This is a genomic window from Metabacillus sp. KH_069 (assembly GCF_057838075.1).
The window spans coordinates 1,928,443-1,946,063 of sequence record NZ_CM174460.1 but is presented as its reverse complement, the minus strand read 5'-3'; the positions used below and the strand labels follow the sequence as shown (position 1 = coordinate 1,946,063).

The window sequence follows — 17,621 nt, the reverse complement described above, 5'->3', positions numbered from 1 at the left end:
GAAACGCTATTCCCGGATCTTTTTTAATGAGTTTTGCATTTTTCAAGTAAATTGTTTTCTTTTAGTGCTTCAATCAATGTTTCACCCATAACAGATGGAGTGTCAGCTACTTTGATGCCGCACTCATTCATTGTTTTGATCTTTTCAGCCGCAGTACCCTTTCCGCCTGAAATAATCGCACCAGCATGGCCCATGCGCTTTCCAGGAGGTGCTGTTTGGCCGCCGATAAAGCCTACAACCGGTTTCGTCATGTTTTCTTTGATCCATAACGCCGCTTCTTCTTCAGATGTACCGCCGATTTCGCCGATCATGATGACAGCATATGTGTCCTCATCTTCATTAAAAGCTTTTAAAACATCGATGAAGTTTGTGCCGTTTACAGGATCTCCGCCAATACCTACAGCTGTAGATTGACCGATGCCTGCTTGAGTAAGCTGATGAACAGCTTCGTATGTTAATGTTCCAGAACGCGATACAACCCCAACATGGCCTTTTGTATGAATATATCCTGGCATGATGCCGATTTTACATTCATCTGGTGTAATAACACCAGGGCAGTTTGGTCCCACAAGTCGTGTTTTCTTGCCTTCCATGTAACGCTTCACATTCACCATATCAAGAACCGGAATGTGCTCAGTGATGCAGATAACAAGATCAAGTTCAGCATCAACAGCTTCCATGATAGCATCTGCAGCAAATGGTGCCGGAACATAAATGACTGATGCGTTCGCACCTGTTTCTTTAACAGCATCTTCAACTGTATTAAAGACAGGAACTCCTTCTACTTCCGTGTTTCCTTTTCCCGGTGTAACTCCGCCTACTATTTTCGTGCCATACTCAAGCATTTGCTTCGTATGGAATAGAGCAGTAGATCCTGTAATTCCCTGTACAATCACTTTAGTATCTTTGTTAATAAATACGCTCATCTTAGTCCCCTGCCTTTCTTACCCTACTAAAGATACGATTTTTTGTGCGCCATCAGCCATTGATTCTGCGGATGTGATATTCAAACCGGATTCATTTAAGATATTTTTGCCAAGCTCTACGTTAGTTCCTTCTAAACGGACAACTAAAGGAATTTCAAGTCCAACTTGTTTCGTTGCCTCAACAACTCCCTGAGCGATAATGTCACATTTCATGATACCGCCGAAAATGTTGACGAAAATCCCTTTTACGTTTTGATCTGAAAGGATAATCTTAAACGCTTCTGTTACCTTCTCAGCCGTTGCACCGCCCCCAACGTCCAGGAAGTTTGCGGGATCCCCACCATAGTACTTGATGATATCCATTGTAGCCATAGCAAGTCCTGCTCCGTTAACCATACAGCCGATATTTCCATCTAAAGAAATATAGCTTAAGTCATATTTAGAAGCTTCGATTTCTTTCGCATCTTCTTCGTCAAGATCACGGTATTCAAGAATATCTTTTCTGCGGTAAAGGGCATTTGCGTCAAAATTTAATTTTGCATCAAGCGCCATTACTTTTCCGTCTCCTGTTACAACAAGAGGATTGATTTCTGCAATTGAACAGTCTTTTTCAGTGAATGCTTTGTACAGGCTCATCATGAATTTAACAGCCTGTCCCACTAATTCTTTTTGAATATTAATATTAAAAGCAATTCTGCGAGCCTGGTAAGCTTGTAAACCTACAGCAGGATCGATTACTTCTTTGAAAATCTTCTCAGGAGTCGCTTCTGCAACTTCTTCAATTTCCGTTCCGCCTTCTTCAGATGCCATTAAGACAACACGTGAAGTTGCACGGTCTAGTACAAGTCCGATGTAGTATTCTTTCTTAATATCGCAGCCTTCTTCAATCAGTAAGCGTTTTACTTCTTTGCCTTCCGGACCTGTCTGGTGTGTAACCAGCGTTTTGCCTAAAATTTCTTTCGCATAAGTTTCTACTTCTTCAATATTCTTTGCAACTTTTACCCCGCCAGCTTTACCGCGGCCGCCCGCATGGATCTGAGCTTTTACGACAACTACCTCAGTACCTAATTCTTTTGCTGCTGACACAGCTTCTTCAACTGTGAAGGCAACTTTGCCGTTTGGTACTGCTACTCCATATTTTCTAAGGATTTCTTTTCCTTGATACTCATGGATATTCATTTCCCATCCTCCTAACTTATGTACGAAAAAAATAGACTGCGCTTTCATTTTATAAAATAGTTGATTCCTTGTCTACTATTCTGCAGAAATTCGTCGAATCCTTCATTTTTTTCAAACTTTTTCACAAAAATTATTTTTCTAGTAATATAAAATATTATCAATCTCTGCCTTTATCGTTCGTTTGCTTCGTTTCGGCTTCTTTATCCACCTGATAAAGAAATGAAAAAATTTCAGCGACTGCCTGATAAAGTTCTTCCGGAATCAGCTCGTTCACTTCCATCTTATGGAGGACTTCGATTAATGAAGGGTCCTCCTGCACTGGCACATCATTTAGTTTGGCAGCTTCAATAATCGTGTCCGCCACATGCCCTTTGCCTTTGGCAGTAACACGCGGAGCAGCATCCTTTTTATCTTGATACCGGAGTGCTGCCGCTTTCTTTTGCTTATTTTCATTTTTCATATTTTCAGATCCACTCCCTGCACTGCACGATGATTACGGTACATGACCCTGTTCATAAATTGAGCATGATGATCTTCAGCTTCATTAAGCTGTTCAATTTTGATTGAACTCACCGAATAATGATGCTGCTGCAATTTTTGTTTTAACGCATCTGCATGTTTGCGTAAGAGCGCATGAAACGGTATAGACTGATTATAAATCGTGACGGTCACAATGCGGTTTTGAATATGTAAATCAATCATAATATCTTTAAGAACATTCATATTTAAGTAAAATAGGATCCGGCAGTAATCAGGGTTGATTTCTCCCTTATCATTTTTTCTGCCCGTCCATTCGATGTTCAGGTCAGATTGAAAATCTCCATAATGGAGCGGTATTTGCACGAAGTGGTTTTGAGTGAAGCCTTGGTCAGCACTTAACAAAGTTTGTCCGTTCAGCTTTGAAAGCAGCTGATCGATTTTTTCTTTTACAGCCGGATCAGACTGTTTGCGACTTGCAGACAGCAATAGAAGCTTCAGATTCTCCTCTTGCCGGATAGAATCAGCACCTTTTGCCAGCTGCTGTAAAATGGAGATTTCCGCCTTTAAACCAGCCTTCTTTTGAAAGAAAGATAATGCTCCGGCAAGTCCGTCAGCATTTTTTTCGATATCCTGAGCGATTATGGAGCCTATTTGAGTCTTAAGGGCATCTTCAGTCTCCAGTACACTGTGAAGCTGTTTTAATTGATCATAGAGGGTTTCGCTGCTTTGCACGTCAAAAAGGGCATTTAAGACCGCTGCAGACAGAGGAAAGTTATTTTTCAGGGCGAAAGATATGGACGCCATCGTCTTTGCCGGATCTCGTCTTCCTTTTTCAGCAGCATGCTTCAATGTCTGCTGCTGATCTTTCCGCTTGATTCCAGCGTGCTCATGCAGCAGCTGATGCATGAAATCCACATTCCCTATTGTCCTTGCAGCATTAGCTTCCTTTAAAAGATTCGGGATAAATTCCGGTGCACCTGAAGGCTCTCCGGACATCTGGGCAACCGACCGCATTTTCAGCTGAATGGCATCGCTCTCTTTACTGGATTTCACCTCAAACCAAAAGCTGCCTGAAGAAGGAAGACTGCTGTCGATCCTTGCATGAAGTTTAGTTTCTCCAATTTGGATGACAGCACGATCCCCCTTTTTATCAAGGATTTTCCCGTAAACGAAATCATTCTTCCTGAAATCAGGCATTTCTTCTTTTGGAATGAATAACTGAGGTTTACCCGTAATGATAGGATCCATTAGCTCTGCCCCCTTATTTAATGAGTGCCATTTCTTTCACAGGAGAAAAACTCTTGCGGTGATAATCAGTTATCCCATCCCTATTTAAAGCTTCAAGATGCAGTTTTGTTCCATATCCCATATTTTGATCGAAGCCATACTGAGGAAATGTTTCAGCAAGCTTTTTCATGATTCGGTCTCTCGTTACCTTTGCCACGACAGAGGCGGCAGCGATGCTCACGCTTCTTGCATCCCCTTTTATCAATGATTCTTGAGGGATTGGGAGGGCAAGCTCCATCGCATCAATAAGCATGTACTCAGGGCTCACAGCGAGCTCATCTACAGCCATCAGCATCGCCGCTTTTGTAGCCTGGTAGATGTTCAGCTCATCAATTTGCGCAGGTGAAATAATGCCGACTCCATAAGCAACAGCCTCACTCAGAATCGTCCCGTAAAAAAGTTCTCTTTTTTCTGCAGACAATTTTTTTGAATCAGTTAACCCCGGCAGATAAAATTCTTCAGGCAGGATAACGGCTGCAGCCACAACAGGACCTGCGAGCGGTCCCCTTCCGACTTCATCAATTCCGCATATGTATTTATATCCCTTGTCTCTTGCCTGACGTTCAAATGTCATCATGTCCTCAAACATCTGCCTGTCTTTTTTCTTCTGTTCAAACTTGCGCATCCATTTTTTGACGAGTGCTTGTACACTTTTTCGTTCATCTTTTATGCATTCGAGTAAAAATGGGTCGTCTGAACGCTGAACTTGCATCAATTTTTGCCTGATTTGTTCAGTTGATTGCTTTTTCATGGATATCACTGCCTTTAATAATCAATATGTAAGAACTAAAAGAGCCTAACCTTTTACAAAAAAAATAAAGACGCGCCTTTTAGCGAGTCTTCTTTTTTTATTGCTGAATGCTTTCTGTCGTTTCAAAGCTCAGGCGTCCAAGCTTTTCAGAACGGATTTCTCTCAGGAGAAGTTCGGAGGCTTTATCATAGTCCACCCATCCGCCTGACATGATGCATCCTCTTTTTTTCGCTACAGCATCAAAAAGCTCTACACGGTCTTCAGGAATTTCTTCAAGTGCATATCTTTCTTTAAGCCGGTGCGGATACTTTTCGCCCAAAAATTCCAAGGCATAAAAAGCCACTTCCTGAAGATTCAAGATAGCATCTTTTATGGCACCTGTAGTTGCAAGCTTGAGCCCGACAAGCTCATCTTCAAATTTAGGCCATAGAATTCCTGGAGTATCAAGCAGTTCAAGCTCTTTGCCTACTTTCACCCACTGCTGCGCAGTAGTAACTCCCGGACGGTCTCCGGTTTTTGCCATATTCTTTTTTGCCAGACGGTTAATAAGCGTCGACTTTCCGACATTTGGAATGCCGATAATCAATGCGCGGATCGCTCTTGGTTTAACTCCTCTTGCAGCCAGTCTGTCAAACTTTTCTTTCAGGACTTCTTTTGACATCGAAACAATCTGCTTCATGCCTGTACCCGTTTTAGCATCAATCGGCAATGCGTGAATGCCCTGCTCTTTGAAATAGGCAAGCCACTGCTGGGTCGCCTTCGGATCAGCCATATCTGCTTTATTCAGCAGAACGATTCTCGGTTTGCTTGAAATGATCTCATCGATCATCGGGTTTCTTGATGAAACTGGAATTCTCGCATCGACAAGTTCAAATACGATATCTATTAACTTTAATTTTTCGGTTACTTGACGTCTTGCTTTGGCCATGTGGCCGGGAAACCATTGGATAGTCATTCTTTACACCTGCTTTATTTCTTTACTCATTTGCATGTTTTCTGTGCATCAGCCGAGAAAACAGAGCTGCGAAATGAGCATTACTTAACAAATCGAATATCATTTAATGGCCAGTAGATCAGGCTGGTTTGTCCCATAACCTCAACTTTTGGGACCGGGCCGATATGGCGGCTGTCTTTGCTGTACCTGCGGTTATCCCCCATTACAAACAACTGGCCTTCCGGAACTTCTTCCACTGTAAACGGTTCTGTTAATGGTCCGTCAATCAGCGTATTTTTATACTCATCTAAATAAGGCTCAGCGTAGGCTTTTCCGTTAATGTAGAGGGTATCATCACGGTATTCTACACGGTCACCCGGAAGTCCGATGACTCTTTTGATGTAATCCTTTTCCTCTGTTGCATGAAACACGACAATATCAAACCGCTCCGGTTCACCTATTTTGTAGCCGATCTTATTAACGATCATACGGTCCTGATCGTGCAGGGTAGGCATCATGGACAAGCCATCCACAACAATTGGCGCAAATAAGAAATAACGGATAACAGCTGCGAGTATTACTGCAATAGCGAGTGCTTTGATCCATTCGAACAGCTCGCTCTTTTTTCGGGTCATCTTTTTAGTTCACCTTCTCATACACGTTTTTGTCATGAATCTATTATAGTAGGGCTTCACTTGAGCCATTGTTTGTTTACATTAAGAAAAAAGGGCTTGTTCAAAGTAGACAAGCCCTTTTAGGTACGATCGATTATCGAATTTCTTTAATACGAGCCGCTTTACCGCGTAGTTCGCGCAAGTAGTAAAGTTTCGCACGGCGTACTTTACCGCGACGGATAACTTCTAACTGTGCGATTTTAGGTGTGTGAACTGGGAATGTACGCTCAACGCCTACCCCATAAGAAATTTTGCGAACTGTGAAAGTTTCGCTGATTCCACCACCACGACGCTTAATGACAACACCTTCAAAAATCTGAATACGCTCACGAGTTCCCTCAACAACTTTAACGTGTACACGTACAGTGTCTCCAGGACGGAAAGCAGGAAGATCAGATCTTAATTGTTCTTTAGTGATATCTTCAATTAGTTTTTGCATCGTTTTCAACTCCTTCCAACAGATGCTCATTACAAAATAATTCATGCAGCGGAACACCGTTTTAGTGTGACGTGCGCCAAATGCCTTTCAAGGAAAAACACTTTATAGGCAACCAAATCACAAGAAACATCATATCATATTGAAACAGCTCACGCAATACTGCATTTAACCTTTTTTAAATTCTTCTATCCACTTTTTCTGCTTTTCTGTTAAATCGAAAGAGCTGAGCAAATCAGGTCTTCTGCTAAAAGTCCTTCGCAGTGATTCTTTTTCCCGCCATTCATCAATTTTGGCGTGATTGCCGGAGATTAATACATCCGGAACCTTCATGCCGCGGAAATCAGATGGACGAGTGTAGTGAGGATGCTCCAGAAGCCCTGTGCTGAAGGAATCGAGCACAGGAGAGTCCTCATTGCCCAAAACGTCCGGAAGCAGCCTGACGACGCTGTCTGCGATCACCATCGAAGCTAATTCCCCGCCCGTAAGGATAAAATCCCCGATCGAAATTTCATCCGTTACTAAATGCTCTCTGATTCTCTCATCATATCCTTCATAATGTCCGCAGATAAAAACCAAATGCTCTTCCTTTGCAAGTTCTTCTGCTTTTCTCTGGGTATACGTTTCGCCCTGAGGGCATACGAGAATAATTTTAGGAGCAGAGCCGCTTTCTTTTTGAATATCTTCTACAGCATCGAATATAGGCTGCGGCTTCAGAACCATGCCCGCTCCTCCGCCATATGGATAGTCATCCACAATTGAGTGTTTATGGTCAGAGTAATCTCTGAAATTGGTTACTTTAAAGCTGACGGCACCTTTTTCTTCCGCTTTTTTCAAAATGGAATTGCCGATCACTCCATGAAACATTTCCGGAAAGAGAGTTAAAAAGTCAATTCTCATTCGTCAATTAGTCCTTCCATCAGTGAAATAACAATGCGCTTTTCTTCTACATCAATCTCCTTAACAACATCATCAATGAAAGGAATTAAGGCATCCTTTTTGTTTTTTCTTTTGACAATCCAGACGTCGTTGGCACCTGTTTCGAGAATTTCTTTAATCGTTCCAATTTCTTCTCCTTCGTCCGTTAAAACCGTACAGCCGATAATTTCGTGAAAATAGTACTCACCTTCATCAAGATCTGTCAACTGGCTTTCAGGGACTTTAATAAGAGAATTTTTATACTTTTCGACATCATTGATAGAATCATGTCCTTCAAATGTAAGGAGATCGAATGTTTTATGAAAACGATGTGTTTTAATTTTTACTTCTACAGGCTCTTTTTGTTCATTTTGAAAGAGATAGAGAACATTTCCTGTCTGGTAGCGTTCTTCAGGAAAATCCGTCGTCGATAAAACTCTGACTTCTCCTTTTACACCATGAGTATTTACGATTTTTCCTACATTAAACCATTTTTCTGCCATTCCTATTCACCTCTAGCGTATTTCGACTACGATTCCATCTTTAATCACAATTGTCTTTTCTTTAATAAGATCATCCCAGCGGTCCCCGACTTGAACCTCCAAGATTGCATTCATCTCTTTTTCTTTCATTTCGCTTCCAAGCGGCAGAGTATGTAATTGCTGTATTTGAAAGTCGGCTATTTTTATTTTATCCATCCGCTTTGATATTTCCCGCTGATATTGTTTGCGCATTTCTTCTGTCTGATTCGTTTTTTCTTTTTTCTTCAGCTGAAAGGCAAGCTGATCAATTTCCCGTTCCAGCTGCTGTTTGGTTTGCATGAAATGATTTAAAAGCTGTTCCCTGCTCGTTTCTGTCAATATCTGTTTGACCGTAACTGTCTGGAAGATTTCCATCGCCATTCCTCCGGTAACCTATTCTAATAACAGCATTTCTGAATCTCTTTCATTGTACAAAAAAAAGGGAGGTTATACCTCCCCTTTTTGCTTAATCATTAATTTCCAGCTGAACTCTTTTTTTAGAGTTAGATCCTGCTGCGTATACAACAGTCCGAATCGCTTTCGCTATCCGGCCGTGTTTTCCAATCACCTTGCCGATATCATCTTGATGTAAGGTTAATTCGTAGACAATTTGATGTTCACGTTCATTTTCTACAACAGACACATCTTCAGGATGGTCAACAAGCGGCTTCACGATCGACTCGATTAACTCTTTCATCGAATCAGCCCTTACTTGCTGTGTTTAGCGTTATGGAATTTTTCCATAATGCCTTGGTTTGAAAACAAGTTGCGAACTGTGTCAGATGGTTTTGCACCATTTTGCATCCATTTAAGAGCAAGCTCTTCGTTGATGTCAACGATTGCCGGGTTAGCAACTGGATTGTAAGTTCCAACTGTTTCGATGAAACGTCCATCACGTGGTGAACGAGAATCTGCAACTACGATACGATAGAAAGGAGATTTATTAGCTCCCATGCGTTTTAAACGAATTTTTACTGCCATTTTATAAAGCACCTCCGAAAATATTTCAACAAGATAGTATGATATCAATGAAAAAGCACTTTGTAAAGTGTTTTTTCTTAACACCTAAAAATTGTTACATAAACGGAAATTTCATTCCGCCTTTTTTCTTGCCTTTTGACATGCTCGTCATTTGTTTCATCATCTTTTTCATGTCTTCAAATTGCTTTAAGAGACGGTTTACTTCCGGGACGGTCGTTCCGCTTCCTTTTGCAATCCGCTTTCTGCGGCCAGAGTTGATGATTTCAGGATGCTGTTTTTCTTCCTTCGTCATCGAACGGATGATGGCTTCAACAGATCCAATCTGTTTTTCATCGACTTGAGCATTTTTTAACCCTTTAATTTTGTTTGCGCCCGGGAGCATTCCAAGAAGCTCATCAAGCGGTCCCATGCTGCGGACTTGTCCGAGCTGTTCGAGGAAGTCGTCAAATGTAAACGAAGCCGTCCTCATTTTTTGTTCAAGTTCTTTTGCTTTATCTTCATCCACATTGGCCTGTGCCTTCTCAATCAATGTGAGAACATCACCCATGCCTAAAATACGGGATGCCATGCGTTCTGGATGAAATGCTTCAATTGCATCCAGTTTTTCACCAAGACCAACAAATTTAATTGGTGTTTGGGTTACAGATCTGATGGAAAGTGCAGCCCCGCCCCGTGTGTCGCCATCAAGCTTTGTCAGGACTACGCCTGTTAAGCCGAGCTGATCATTGAAGCTTTGTGCTACATTTACGGCATCCTGTCCTGTCATTGCATCAACAACGAGGAAGATTTCATCAGGTTTAGATAATTCTTTTACCTGCTGAAGCTCATCCATCAGTGTTTCATCAATATGAAGACGGCCCGCTGTATCAATCAGAACGTAATCAAGATGTTCTTTTTTTGCGTGCTCAATCGCCTGCTTGGCAATTTCAACAGGACTTACTTGATCACCCAGGGAAAAGACAGGCATATTCAGCTGTTTTCCAAGTGTTTCAAGCTGTTTGATGGCAGCAGGACGGTAAATATCTGCAGCGACCAACAGAGGATTGCGGTTATGTTTCTTTCGAAGCAGATTCGCAAGCTTTCCTGTAGTCGTTGTTTTACCGGCACCTTGCAGACCAACCATCATAATAACGGTTGGCGGTCTATTGGCGACGGCAATTTTGCTCTGTTCGCCGCCCATTAAAGCAGTCAGCTCTTCTTTAACAACTTTAATGACCTGCTGGCCAGGAGTTAAGCTTGTCATAACTTCCTGTCCTACTGACCGTTCGCTTACTTTTTTCACAAAATCTTTTACGACTTTAAAGTTAACGTCTGCTTCTAAAAGTGCTAATCGCACTTCACGCATCATTTCTTTTACATCAGACTCCGACACTTTGCCTTTGCCGCGGATTTTTGCGATTGTATTCTGCAGTCGGTCGGCTAATCCTTCAAATGCCATACATGCCGCCTCCTAGTCTAATTTCTCCAGCGCCTCAATCAGCGTCAAAAGTGAACGTTCCTGATCAATCTTGAACGCTGCAGCTTTTAATTGTTCAATCAAATGTTGACGCTCTTGAAATTTTTGAAAAAGCAATAATTTAGTTTCATATTGCTCTAACATTGCCTCAGTTCGTTTTATGTTATCATACACGGCCTGCCGGCTAATGTCGTACTCTTCAGCAATTTCTCCCAAGGAGTAATCATCAAGATAATAAAGCGACATATAGCTTTTTTGCTTTGGTGTCAACAACGATTGATAAAAGTCAAACAGATAATTTACTCTCGTTGTTTTTTCAAGCATCACTCAGCGTCTCTCCTTTGTTAAGGGAATTGCCTTTACAAGTCATTAGTTTACAAGCTATTGAAATACATGTCAAGTTTTTTTCTTAACACTAACAGAAAAGCGGAACCGACTGGTCAGACCCGACAGACAGATAAGGATCCGACAGAAAAGGCGCTTTTTGCCTTTACTGGCGGATCCGTTCTGGCCGAGGGGCTAGGAGGTGGAGCTGGACACCGAGAAAAGCGGAATCGCCCGTTTAGCTCCGACAGACAGATAAGGATCAGCCAGTGAAGGCGCTTTTTGCCTTTGCTGGATGATCCGTTCTGGCCGAGGAGTTGGGCGATGGAGCTGGACACCGAGAAAAGCGGAACCGGCTGGTCAGACTCGGGCAAACAAATAAGGGTTCACCCCAAAAGTAAACACATTAGAATTAGAGCCCGGAATTGAATAATGAAACTCGTGATAGCGGAAAGGAAGCCAGATAAAGTCCAGAGACATCAACTAAATGCCATTTTTCTGTGATTTACAATGATTTCTTGGTCATTTTTCGGTTTGCAGCCTACCATTTCTCAAGATAAGAAAAAACTGCCTCACCACAGCCGTATTCACGGCTTCATGAGACAGTTTTCTCTGTTTAGGCTTCTTCCACTAAATCAGCAAATAATCCATAAACATACTGTTCAGCATCAAATTCCTGCAGGTCATCCATTTTTTCGCCGAGGCCGACAAATTTCACCGGTATGCTCAGTTCATTGCGGATGGCGAGAACGATGCCGCCTTTTGCTGTGCCATCAAGCTTCGTCAGGACGATGCCTGATACATCTGTCGCCTGAGAAAATTGTTTCGCCTGGACCATGGCATTTTGGCCGGTTGTTGCGTCAAGGACGAGCAGCACTTCGTGAGGAGCGCCGGGAATTTCACGTTCGATCACGCGCTTTACTTTTTCGAGCTCTTTCATGAGGTTTACCTTATTTTGCAGACGTCCTGCTGTATCGCATAATAAGACATCTACTTTTCTTGCTTTAGCTGCCTGGACAGCATCAAACATGACAGCTGCGGGATCAGATCCGGCTGACTGCTTAATGACATCCACTCCTGTGCGCTCTCCCCAAACTTCCAGCTGTTCAATCGCACCAGCGCGGAATGTGTCTCCTGCAGCGAGCAGAACGGATTTGCCTTCGCCTTTAAGCTTGTGTGCGAGTTTGCCGATTGTCGTTGTTTTTCCAACACCGTTTACTCCGACAAACAGGACGACGTTTAATCGGTCTTCCTGAATATCAAGTTTTGGAGATTGAGCATCTTCCCCTTGATAGATGTCAACAAGCTTTTCTGAAATGACAGAACGCACATCTTTTGAATCTTGGATGTTGCGGCGCTTTACTTCTGTTTTCAGCTCATCAATCAGTTCCATGACCGTTGATACGCCAACATCAGCACCGATCAAGACTTCTTCAAGCTCTTCAAAAAACTCTTCATCTACTTTGCGGTAGCGGGCTACAAGATTATTCACCCGTTCTGAAAATGAGACCCGAGTTTTTGTCAGGCCGTCTTTAAATTTTTCCGGTGAAGAATCCGGCTCTTGCTGCTGTGTAAATTTCTCTTTTAATTTTTTAAAAAAACTCATTCAGCTTCTTCCTTTCATCCTGATTGCACAAATTCTTTTGTTTCTTCCAAGCGGACTGATACCATCTTGGAAACGCCTGACTCCTGCATGGTGACTCCATACAGGACATCAGCATCTTCCATCGTGCCTTTGCGGTGTGTAATAACGATAAATTGCGTGTCTTTGCTGAATTTCTTCAGATATTGAGAAAACCTGTGGACATTCGCTTCATCAAGTGCTGCTTCGACCTCATCAAGGACACAAAATGGCACCGGACGGACTTTTAAAATGGAGAAAAGCAATGCGATTGCTGTTAATGCACGCTCTCCGCCTGATAAAAGACCGAGGTTTTGAAGTTTTTTCCCTGGAGGCTGAGCAACAATATCTACCCCTGTGTTCAGCAGATCATCTGGATTTGTAAGCCTGAGCTCTGCACGGCCGCCTCCAAATAACGCTTGAAAGACAGACTCAAAATGAGATCTGATTTGGGTGAAGGTATGATGAAATCTCTTTTTCATTTCTTCATCCATTTCGCCAATAACCTGATAGAGAGTGTCTTTGGCTTCTTGAAGGTCATTGCGCTGATCAGTCAGAAAATGGAATCGTTCTGAAACTCTTTCATATTCCTCAATCGCTCCAAGATTGACCGTTCCAAGCTCTTCAATCGCAAGTTTAATGAGTTTTACCCGCTTGCGCGCCTCACCCGCTTCAAGATCCAGAACATATTTTTCTTTGGCAGCTTCAAATGACAGGAAGTATTCCTGACGCAAATGATTCAGTCGATTATCAAGTTCTACATCGAATCGGTTTAATCTGACCTCTTCATCTTTCAGCAGATCTGAAAGCTGCTTATACTGCCTGTTTAATTCTTTCACTTCCCGTTCAGAAACCTCAAGCTGATCCTGGAGTTTCAGGCGCTGATTTCGTCTGACGGAAATCAGTTCAATCGTCTTGTTTTTGTCTTCGCGTTTTTGACGGGCTGTTTCCTCTAATTTTTCTTCACCCGAAAAATTGGAATTCATTTCATCGTGCAGGAAATTCAAATCTTCCCGAGCTTCCGTCAGTTTTTTATGCTGATCATCAAGCTCAATCTTTGTCCGATCTGCTTTTTCAAGCTGATTTTCGAGTGATTGCTTTTTGCTTGCTAAAACAACTTTCAGATCGGTTATCTCGTTTTGAACTTCTTCTTTTGAAGATTGCTGGGTTGTTTTTTGTGCAGATAATTCGGCAATAAGCTGATCAAGATTCTTCATTTTTTCCTTTGAAGCATCCAGCTGCAGCGAAAGCTCTTCTTTCCGCTTTATCATTCTGGCCTCTTCAAACTGATATGATTCTTTTTCAGCATCATAAAGAGAAAGATGATTGTTTACATTCTTCTCGTTCATTTCCATCTCTCTCAGTTCGGACCGGACTGACTGTGTTTCAATCCGCAGCTGCTCTCCTTTTTCTCTTTGAAGTTCAACCTGCTGATCCAAAGCTGAAATCGAGTGCTTCAGTGATTTCACGTCTTCTTCAAGCTGACTTGTTTTGTCGCTCATTTCATTAAATTGCTTTTCGATTGTTTCTAATTCGCGGCTGCGGCTTAAGAGAGAATTGTTTTTTTGCTTGACGGCTCCGCCAGTCATCGATCCCCCGGGATTTACGACATCTCCGCCCACAGTAACAAAGCGAAAACGGTAGTTTAGCAGTTTAGCAAGTTCATTTGCACCCTTTAAATCTTCTGTGACAACGACTGTGCCGAGCAAATTAGATACAGCCTTCTGGTAGCGAGGGTCAAAAGAAACCAGTTCTGAAGCAATTCCTTTAAAAGCACTGTGGCTTCTCAATGTTTGGAGATCATGTGCTGAAACGGTGCGTTCCTTCATGACAGTTAATGGAAGGAATGTCGCACGTCCAAACGCATTTTTCTTTAGATATGAAATCGCTGTTCTGGCAGCTTGCTCGTCTTCAACTGCCACATGCTGCGCAGCACCGCCAAGGGCAATTTCTATCGCTGTCTCATACTGCTTGTCCGTTGATATAAGCTCTGCAATGGCGCCATGAATGCCTTGAAGCTGATTGCGCTGTTTCAGGACTTCCTTTACCCCCTGGAAAAAGCCTGCGTAATCCTCCTGCATGGACTCAAGCATTTCTTTGCGCGATTTTGTCTGCTGCAAATATTGATAGGCTTGATAAAGAGCCGTTTCTCTTTTTTGATAAGCTGCTTTGTCCTTCTCTAATTTCGCCTGTGCGCCACGGAAGGTTTTAATTTGTTCATCCAGCTGGGCTTCAAGTAAAGAGAGCCTTGCTTCAAGTCTTCTCTTTTTCTCTTCAATCTCATTTCGTTCATTAATGTACTTTTGATTTGCTTCTTTTAACCGGCCGGTTTTCTTTGTTTGCTGATCCATTTGATCATCTATGTACGTTATTTCATTTCTTGCCTGTGCCTGTGCATTCAGCAAATCAAAATATTCACTTTTGAGAGATTCAATTTTCTCTTCAATGTTCTGATCGTACGTTGACAGCAGTGTTTGTTTCTCCTGAAGCTGCTTTTTAAGATCGCTGACTTCTTTTTGGAGCTTTTCCAATAATGCTGACTGGGTTTTCTTTTCATTCTCAAGAGCTGCTGTCCGTTCAGATGCTTCTTCTATTATTTTTTGAAGCTGAGATTTATTCTGATGAGCATTTTTTTTGCGCTCTTTAAGAACTTCTTTACGGCCTTCAAGCTTTTCGAGGTCCTCGCTTGCAAGAAGCAGCACTTGCTGAAGATCATTAATTGATTCGTCGAGTGCCTGGGACTGATCCCTGGTTTGTTCAATTTCAGCCTCTTTCTTTTGAACAGAGGCAAACAGACTGCTTTCTTGCAGTCTTCCATTCTCTACAGTCTGTGATAAAGACTCCCATTTTTTATGAAGCTCTTCAATTTCATAAACAGTGAGAGCTACTTCGAATTGTTCAAGCTCTTCTTTTTTCTCAAGAAAATCCTTTGCAATCGATGCCTGAATTTTAAGGGGCTCGACCTGGCCTTCAAGTTCATGAAGAATATCTTGAACACGATTAAGATTTTCCTGCGTTTCCGCTAATTTGAATTCTGCTTTTTTCTTTCGTGTTTTATATTTTAAAACACCTGCCGCTTCTTCAAAGATGCTGCGTCTTTCCTCCGCTTTACTGCTGAGAATTTCTTCCACTTTGCCTTGGCTGATGATTGAAAAAGCTTCTTTGCCAAGTCCGGAATCCATAAAAAGATCGACAATATCTTTCAGCCGGCAAGACTGATTGTTAATATAAAAGTCGCTTTCACCAGATCTGTATACTCTTCTCGTAACCGATACCTCATGATAATCGATCGGCAGAAACTGGTCCTCGTTATCAAGAGTGAGAGTAACCTCCGCCATATTTACACCTTTTCTTGAGTCGCTTCCGGCAAAGATAATATCCTCCATTTTCGTTCCCCGGAGTGACCTTGCCGACTGCTCGCCCAGCACCCATCTTATGGCGTCCGTAATATTGCTTTTCCCGCTGCCGTTTGGTCCGACTACTGCGGTCACGCCTTTTACAAAATCTACATTCACCCGCTCAGCGAATGATTTAAATCCTACTATATCCAAACGTTTGAGGAACATTTAGGATCCTCCCTACTATTCTTTAAAATCAACCATATTCTATCATAATTCAGGGCAGTTTGTTTAAAAAGATAAAGCCCCTTCCCGCTTTTGATCCGGATTTGCAGGCTATTAATAGTAATTTTGCACGAAAGCTTTATTCAAAAGGCTGTTTTCACATACGTTGTTGTTTTACATTAAAAATGTTGACCGTTCCTTGCAGCTAGAGGAACTTGCTTTCCGCGGGGAGCATGGAAGCCTCCTCGGCGTTGCCTCTAGGGTCTCCCATTTTGCTCTATTTCCCGCAGGAGTCAAGTTTATCCGCTGCAATCCACTTACATTTTTAACATTTAATGTTTTACCATTTAATCTGGCAGCAACGATATTTATGAAAAGAGCCATTCAAAAACTGCCGGACATAAAGAGAACCCCCTGATTTCCGGGGGGTTAATTCATTCATCTTAATGAGGTTTCAGTTTTGTTAATGCTTCCTGCGCGGCATGCTGTTCTGCCGCTTTTTTTGATTTGCCGTTTCCGGTTCCGAGAATTTCTCCATTTAGAGAGACAGTCGCCACAAACTCACGATTGTGGGCAGGACCCTTCTCCTGAAGAATTTTATATTCTAAAGAACCTTTGCTGTCTCTTTGAACAAACTCCTGAAGCTGACTTTTAAAATCCATCACATGAGAAAAAGCACCATCATTAATTTTAGGAAATACACATTTTTCTAAAAAGGCAACGACAGGATCAAGCCCTGAATCCAAATATAAAGCTCCAATAAATGCTTCAAAAACATCTGCCAGCAGAGCAGGTCTTGCTCTTCCGCCAGTCATTTCTTCACCTTTACCAAGCAGTACAAGCTTTCCAAATGATAATTCATTTGCAAATGCTACAAGCGACGGCTCACATACAATAGCCGCTCGGACCTTTGTTAAATCCCCTTCGCTCATTGTTGGATATTTCTTAAATAAAAACTGAGAAATCGTTAATTCTAAAACCGCATCTCCTAAAAATTCCAGTCTTTCATTGTCCTCGTAAGGCTTTTTGCGATGCTCATTCACATAGGATGAATGTGTGAAGGCTTGATACAAAAGTCTTTCATTTTGAAATGTATGGCCAATTTGTTCTTGAAATTGTTTGAATTCTGCTTTTTTGACAAACGATCTTCTCTCTCTGTAATTCATCTTCGGCATAGGTACCTCCATCACTTAAACAACCGCATCTTTTCTTTTTTGTTCCCATCTTTTAAAAGGGATAAAGCCCCGCTTAGAAACGGGACTTTAAATGCAACATTACTGTTGACTTTGTATGTAGTTCACAGCGTCACCCACTGTTGCAATTGTTTCTGCATCTTCATCAGAAATCTCCATGTCGAACTCATCTTCAAGCTCCATTACAAGTTCTACTACATCAAGGGAATCCGCACCTAAATCGTCTTTAAAAGAAGCTTCCATTTTTACTTCAGCCTCATCAACACCAAGACGGTCAACGATAATTTTCGTTACGCGAGCTAGTACATCTGCCATAACATTTCACCTCCCCTCAAAGTATTATAGTGTATATCCTATTAAAAAACTAGCCGAAATGA

At 42.0% G+C, this 17,621-nt stretch carries 19 protein-coding genes; all 19 read right to left on the bottom strand.

The window, feature by feature from the left end; genetic code table 11:
• Positions 1–23 precede the first annotated feature (23 nt).
• The 19 genes from sucD to acpP all read right to left on the bottom strand — a co-directional run bounded on the left by sucD (position 24) and on the right by acpP (position 17,559).
• On the bottom strand, positions 24–926 hold the full coding sequence (sucD, locus tag AC3ISE_RS09615) for a succinate--CoA ligase subunit alpha (protein ID WP_489224011.1): 903 nt from the start codon (positions 924–926) through the stop codon (positions 24–26).
• 18 nt (positions 927–944) lie between these two features.
• Complete coding sequence (sucC, locus tag AC3ISE_RS09610) at positions 945–2,105, bottom strand: ADP-forming succinate--CoA ligase subunit beta (protein ID WP_070877235.1); 1,161 nt, start codon at positions 2,103–2,105, stop codon at positions 945–947.
• Between the two features lie 157 nt (positions 2,106–2,262).
• The gene (locus AC3ISE_RS09605; protein ID WP_489224010.1) at positions 2,263–2,565 is read right to left on the bottom strand and encodes an EscU/YscU/HrcU family type III secretion system export apparatus switch protein; all 303 of its coding nucleotides are present in this window, start codon (positions 2,563–2,565) and stop codon (positions 2,263–2,265) included.
• Entirely contained in the window at positions 2,562–3,833 is a 1,272-nt protein-coding gene (locus AC3ISE_RS09600) for a hypothetical protein (protein WP_489224009.1), read from the bottom strand. Before AC3ISE_RS09600 ends, AC3ISE_RS09605 begins: the two co-directional genes overlap by 4 nt.
• Before the next feature lie 13 nt (positions 3,834–3,846).
• Positions 3,847–4,623 (bottom strand): ribonuclease HII, encoded by a 777-nt coding sequence (rnhB, locus tag AC3ISE_RS09595; RefSeq protein ID WP_489224008.1) that lies wholly within the window; start codon positions 4,621–4,623, stop codon positions 3,847–3,849.
• 97 nt (positions 4,624–4,720) lie between these two features.
• Positions 4,721–5,578, bottom strand: coding sequence for a ribosome biogenesis GTPase YlqF (gene ylqF, locus AC3ISE_RS09590; RefSeq protein ID WP_430005763.1), 858 nt, complete (start codon positions 5,576–5,578; stop codon positions 4,721–4,723).
• Between the two features lie 80 nt (positions 5,579–5,658).
• Complete coding sequence (lepB, locus tag AC3ISE_RS09585) at positions 5,659–6,192, bottom strand: signal peptidase I (protein ID WP_489224007.1); 534 nt, start codon at positions 6,190–6,192, stop codon at positions 5,659–5,661.
• A gap of 133 nt (positions 6,193–6,325) precedes the next feature.
• Positions 6,326–6,670: a 50S ribosomal protein L19 gene (rplS, locus tag AC3ISE_RS09580; RefSeq protein WP_029281375.1), complete on the bottom strand. Its 345-nt coding sequence runs from the start codon at positions 6,668–6,670 to the stop codon at positions 6,326–6,328.
• Between the two features lie 165 nt (positions 6,671–6,835).
• On the bottom strand, positions 6,836–7,567 hold the full coding sequence (gene trmD, locus AC3ISE_RS09575) for a tRNA (guanosine(37)-N1)-methyltransferase TrmD (RefSeq protein ID WP_489224006.1): 732 nt from the start codon (positions 7,565–7,567) through the stop codon (positions 6,836–6,838).
• Positions 7,564–8,088, bottom strand: coding sequence for a ribosome maturation factor RimM (gene rimM / locus AC3ISE_RS09570; protein ID WP_309191538.1), 525 nt, complete (start codon positions 8,086–8,088; stop codon positions 7,564–7,566). Before rimM ends, trmD begins: the two co-directional genes overlap by 4 nt.
• A gap of 12 nt (positions 8,089–8,100) precedes the next feature.
• Positions 8,101–8,481 (bottom strand): YlqD family protein, encoded by a 381-nt coding sequence (locus AC3ISE_RS09565; RefSeq protein WP_133311085.1) that lies wholly within the window; start codon positions 8,479–8,481, stop codon positions 8,101–8,103.
• 91 nt (positions 8,482–8,572) lie between these two features.
• Entirely contained in the window at positions 8,573–8,803 is a 231-nt protein-coding gene (locus tag AC3ISE_RS09560) for a KH domain-containing protein (RefSeq protein ID WP_133311086.1), read from the bottom strand.
• Positions 8,804–8,814: 11 nt separating this feature from the next.
• A complete protein-coding gene (gene rpsP / locus AC3ISE_RS09555) occupies positions 8,815–9,087 on the bottom strand; it encodes a 30S ribosomal protein S16 (protein WP_070877225.1) in 273 nt (90 codons plus the stop codon).
• Between the two features lie 94 nt (positions 9,088–9,181).
• Complete coding sequence (gene ffh, locus AC3ISE_RS09550; RefSeq protein WP_070877224.1) at positions 9,182–10,525, bottom strand: signal recognition particle protein; 1,344 nt, start codon at positions 10,523–10,525, stop codon at positions 9,182–9,184.
• Positions 10,526–10,537: 12 nt separating this feature from the next.
• Positions 10,538–10,870 carry a putative DNA-binding protein gene (locus AC3ISE_RS09545; RefSeq protein WP_139149128.1) on the bottom strand — a complete coding sequence of 111 codons (333 nt, stop codon included), beginning with the start codon at positions 10,868–10,870 and terminating at the stop codon, positions 10,538–10,540.
• A 613-nt stretch (positions 10,871–11,483) separates the two neighbouring features.
• Entirely contained in the window at positions 11,484–12,473 is a 990-nt protein-coding gene (gene ftsY / locus AC3ISE_RS09540; protein WP_489224005.1) for a signal recognition particle-docking protein FtsY, read from the bottom strand.
• Positions 12,474–12,487: 14 nt separating this feature from the next.
• Positions 12,488–16,054 (bottom strand): chromosome segregation protein SMC, encoded by a 3,567-nt coding sequence (smc, locus tag AC3ISE_RS09535; protein ID WP_489224004.1) that lies wholly within the window; start codon positions 16,052–16,054, stop codon positions 12,488–12,490.
• 440 nt (positions 16,055–16,494) lie between these two features.
• A complete protein-coding gene (gene rnc / locus AC3ISE_RS09530; protein WP_191556393.1) occupies positions 16,495–17,226 on the bottom strand; it encodes a ribonuclease III in 732 nt (243 codons plus the stop codon).
• 99 nt (positions 17,227–17,325) lie between these two features.
• Positions 17,326–17,559, bottom strand: coding sequence for an acyl carrier protein (gene acpP, locus AC3ISE_RS09525; protein ID WP_070879146.1), 234 nt, complete (start codon positions 17,557–17,559; stop codon positions 17,326–17,328).
• Positions 17,560–17,621 lie beyond the last annotated feature (62 nt).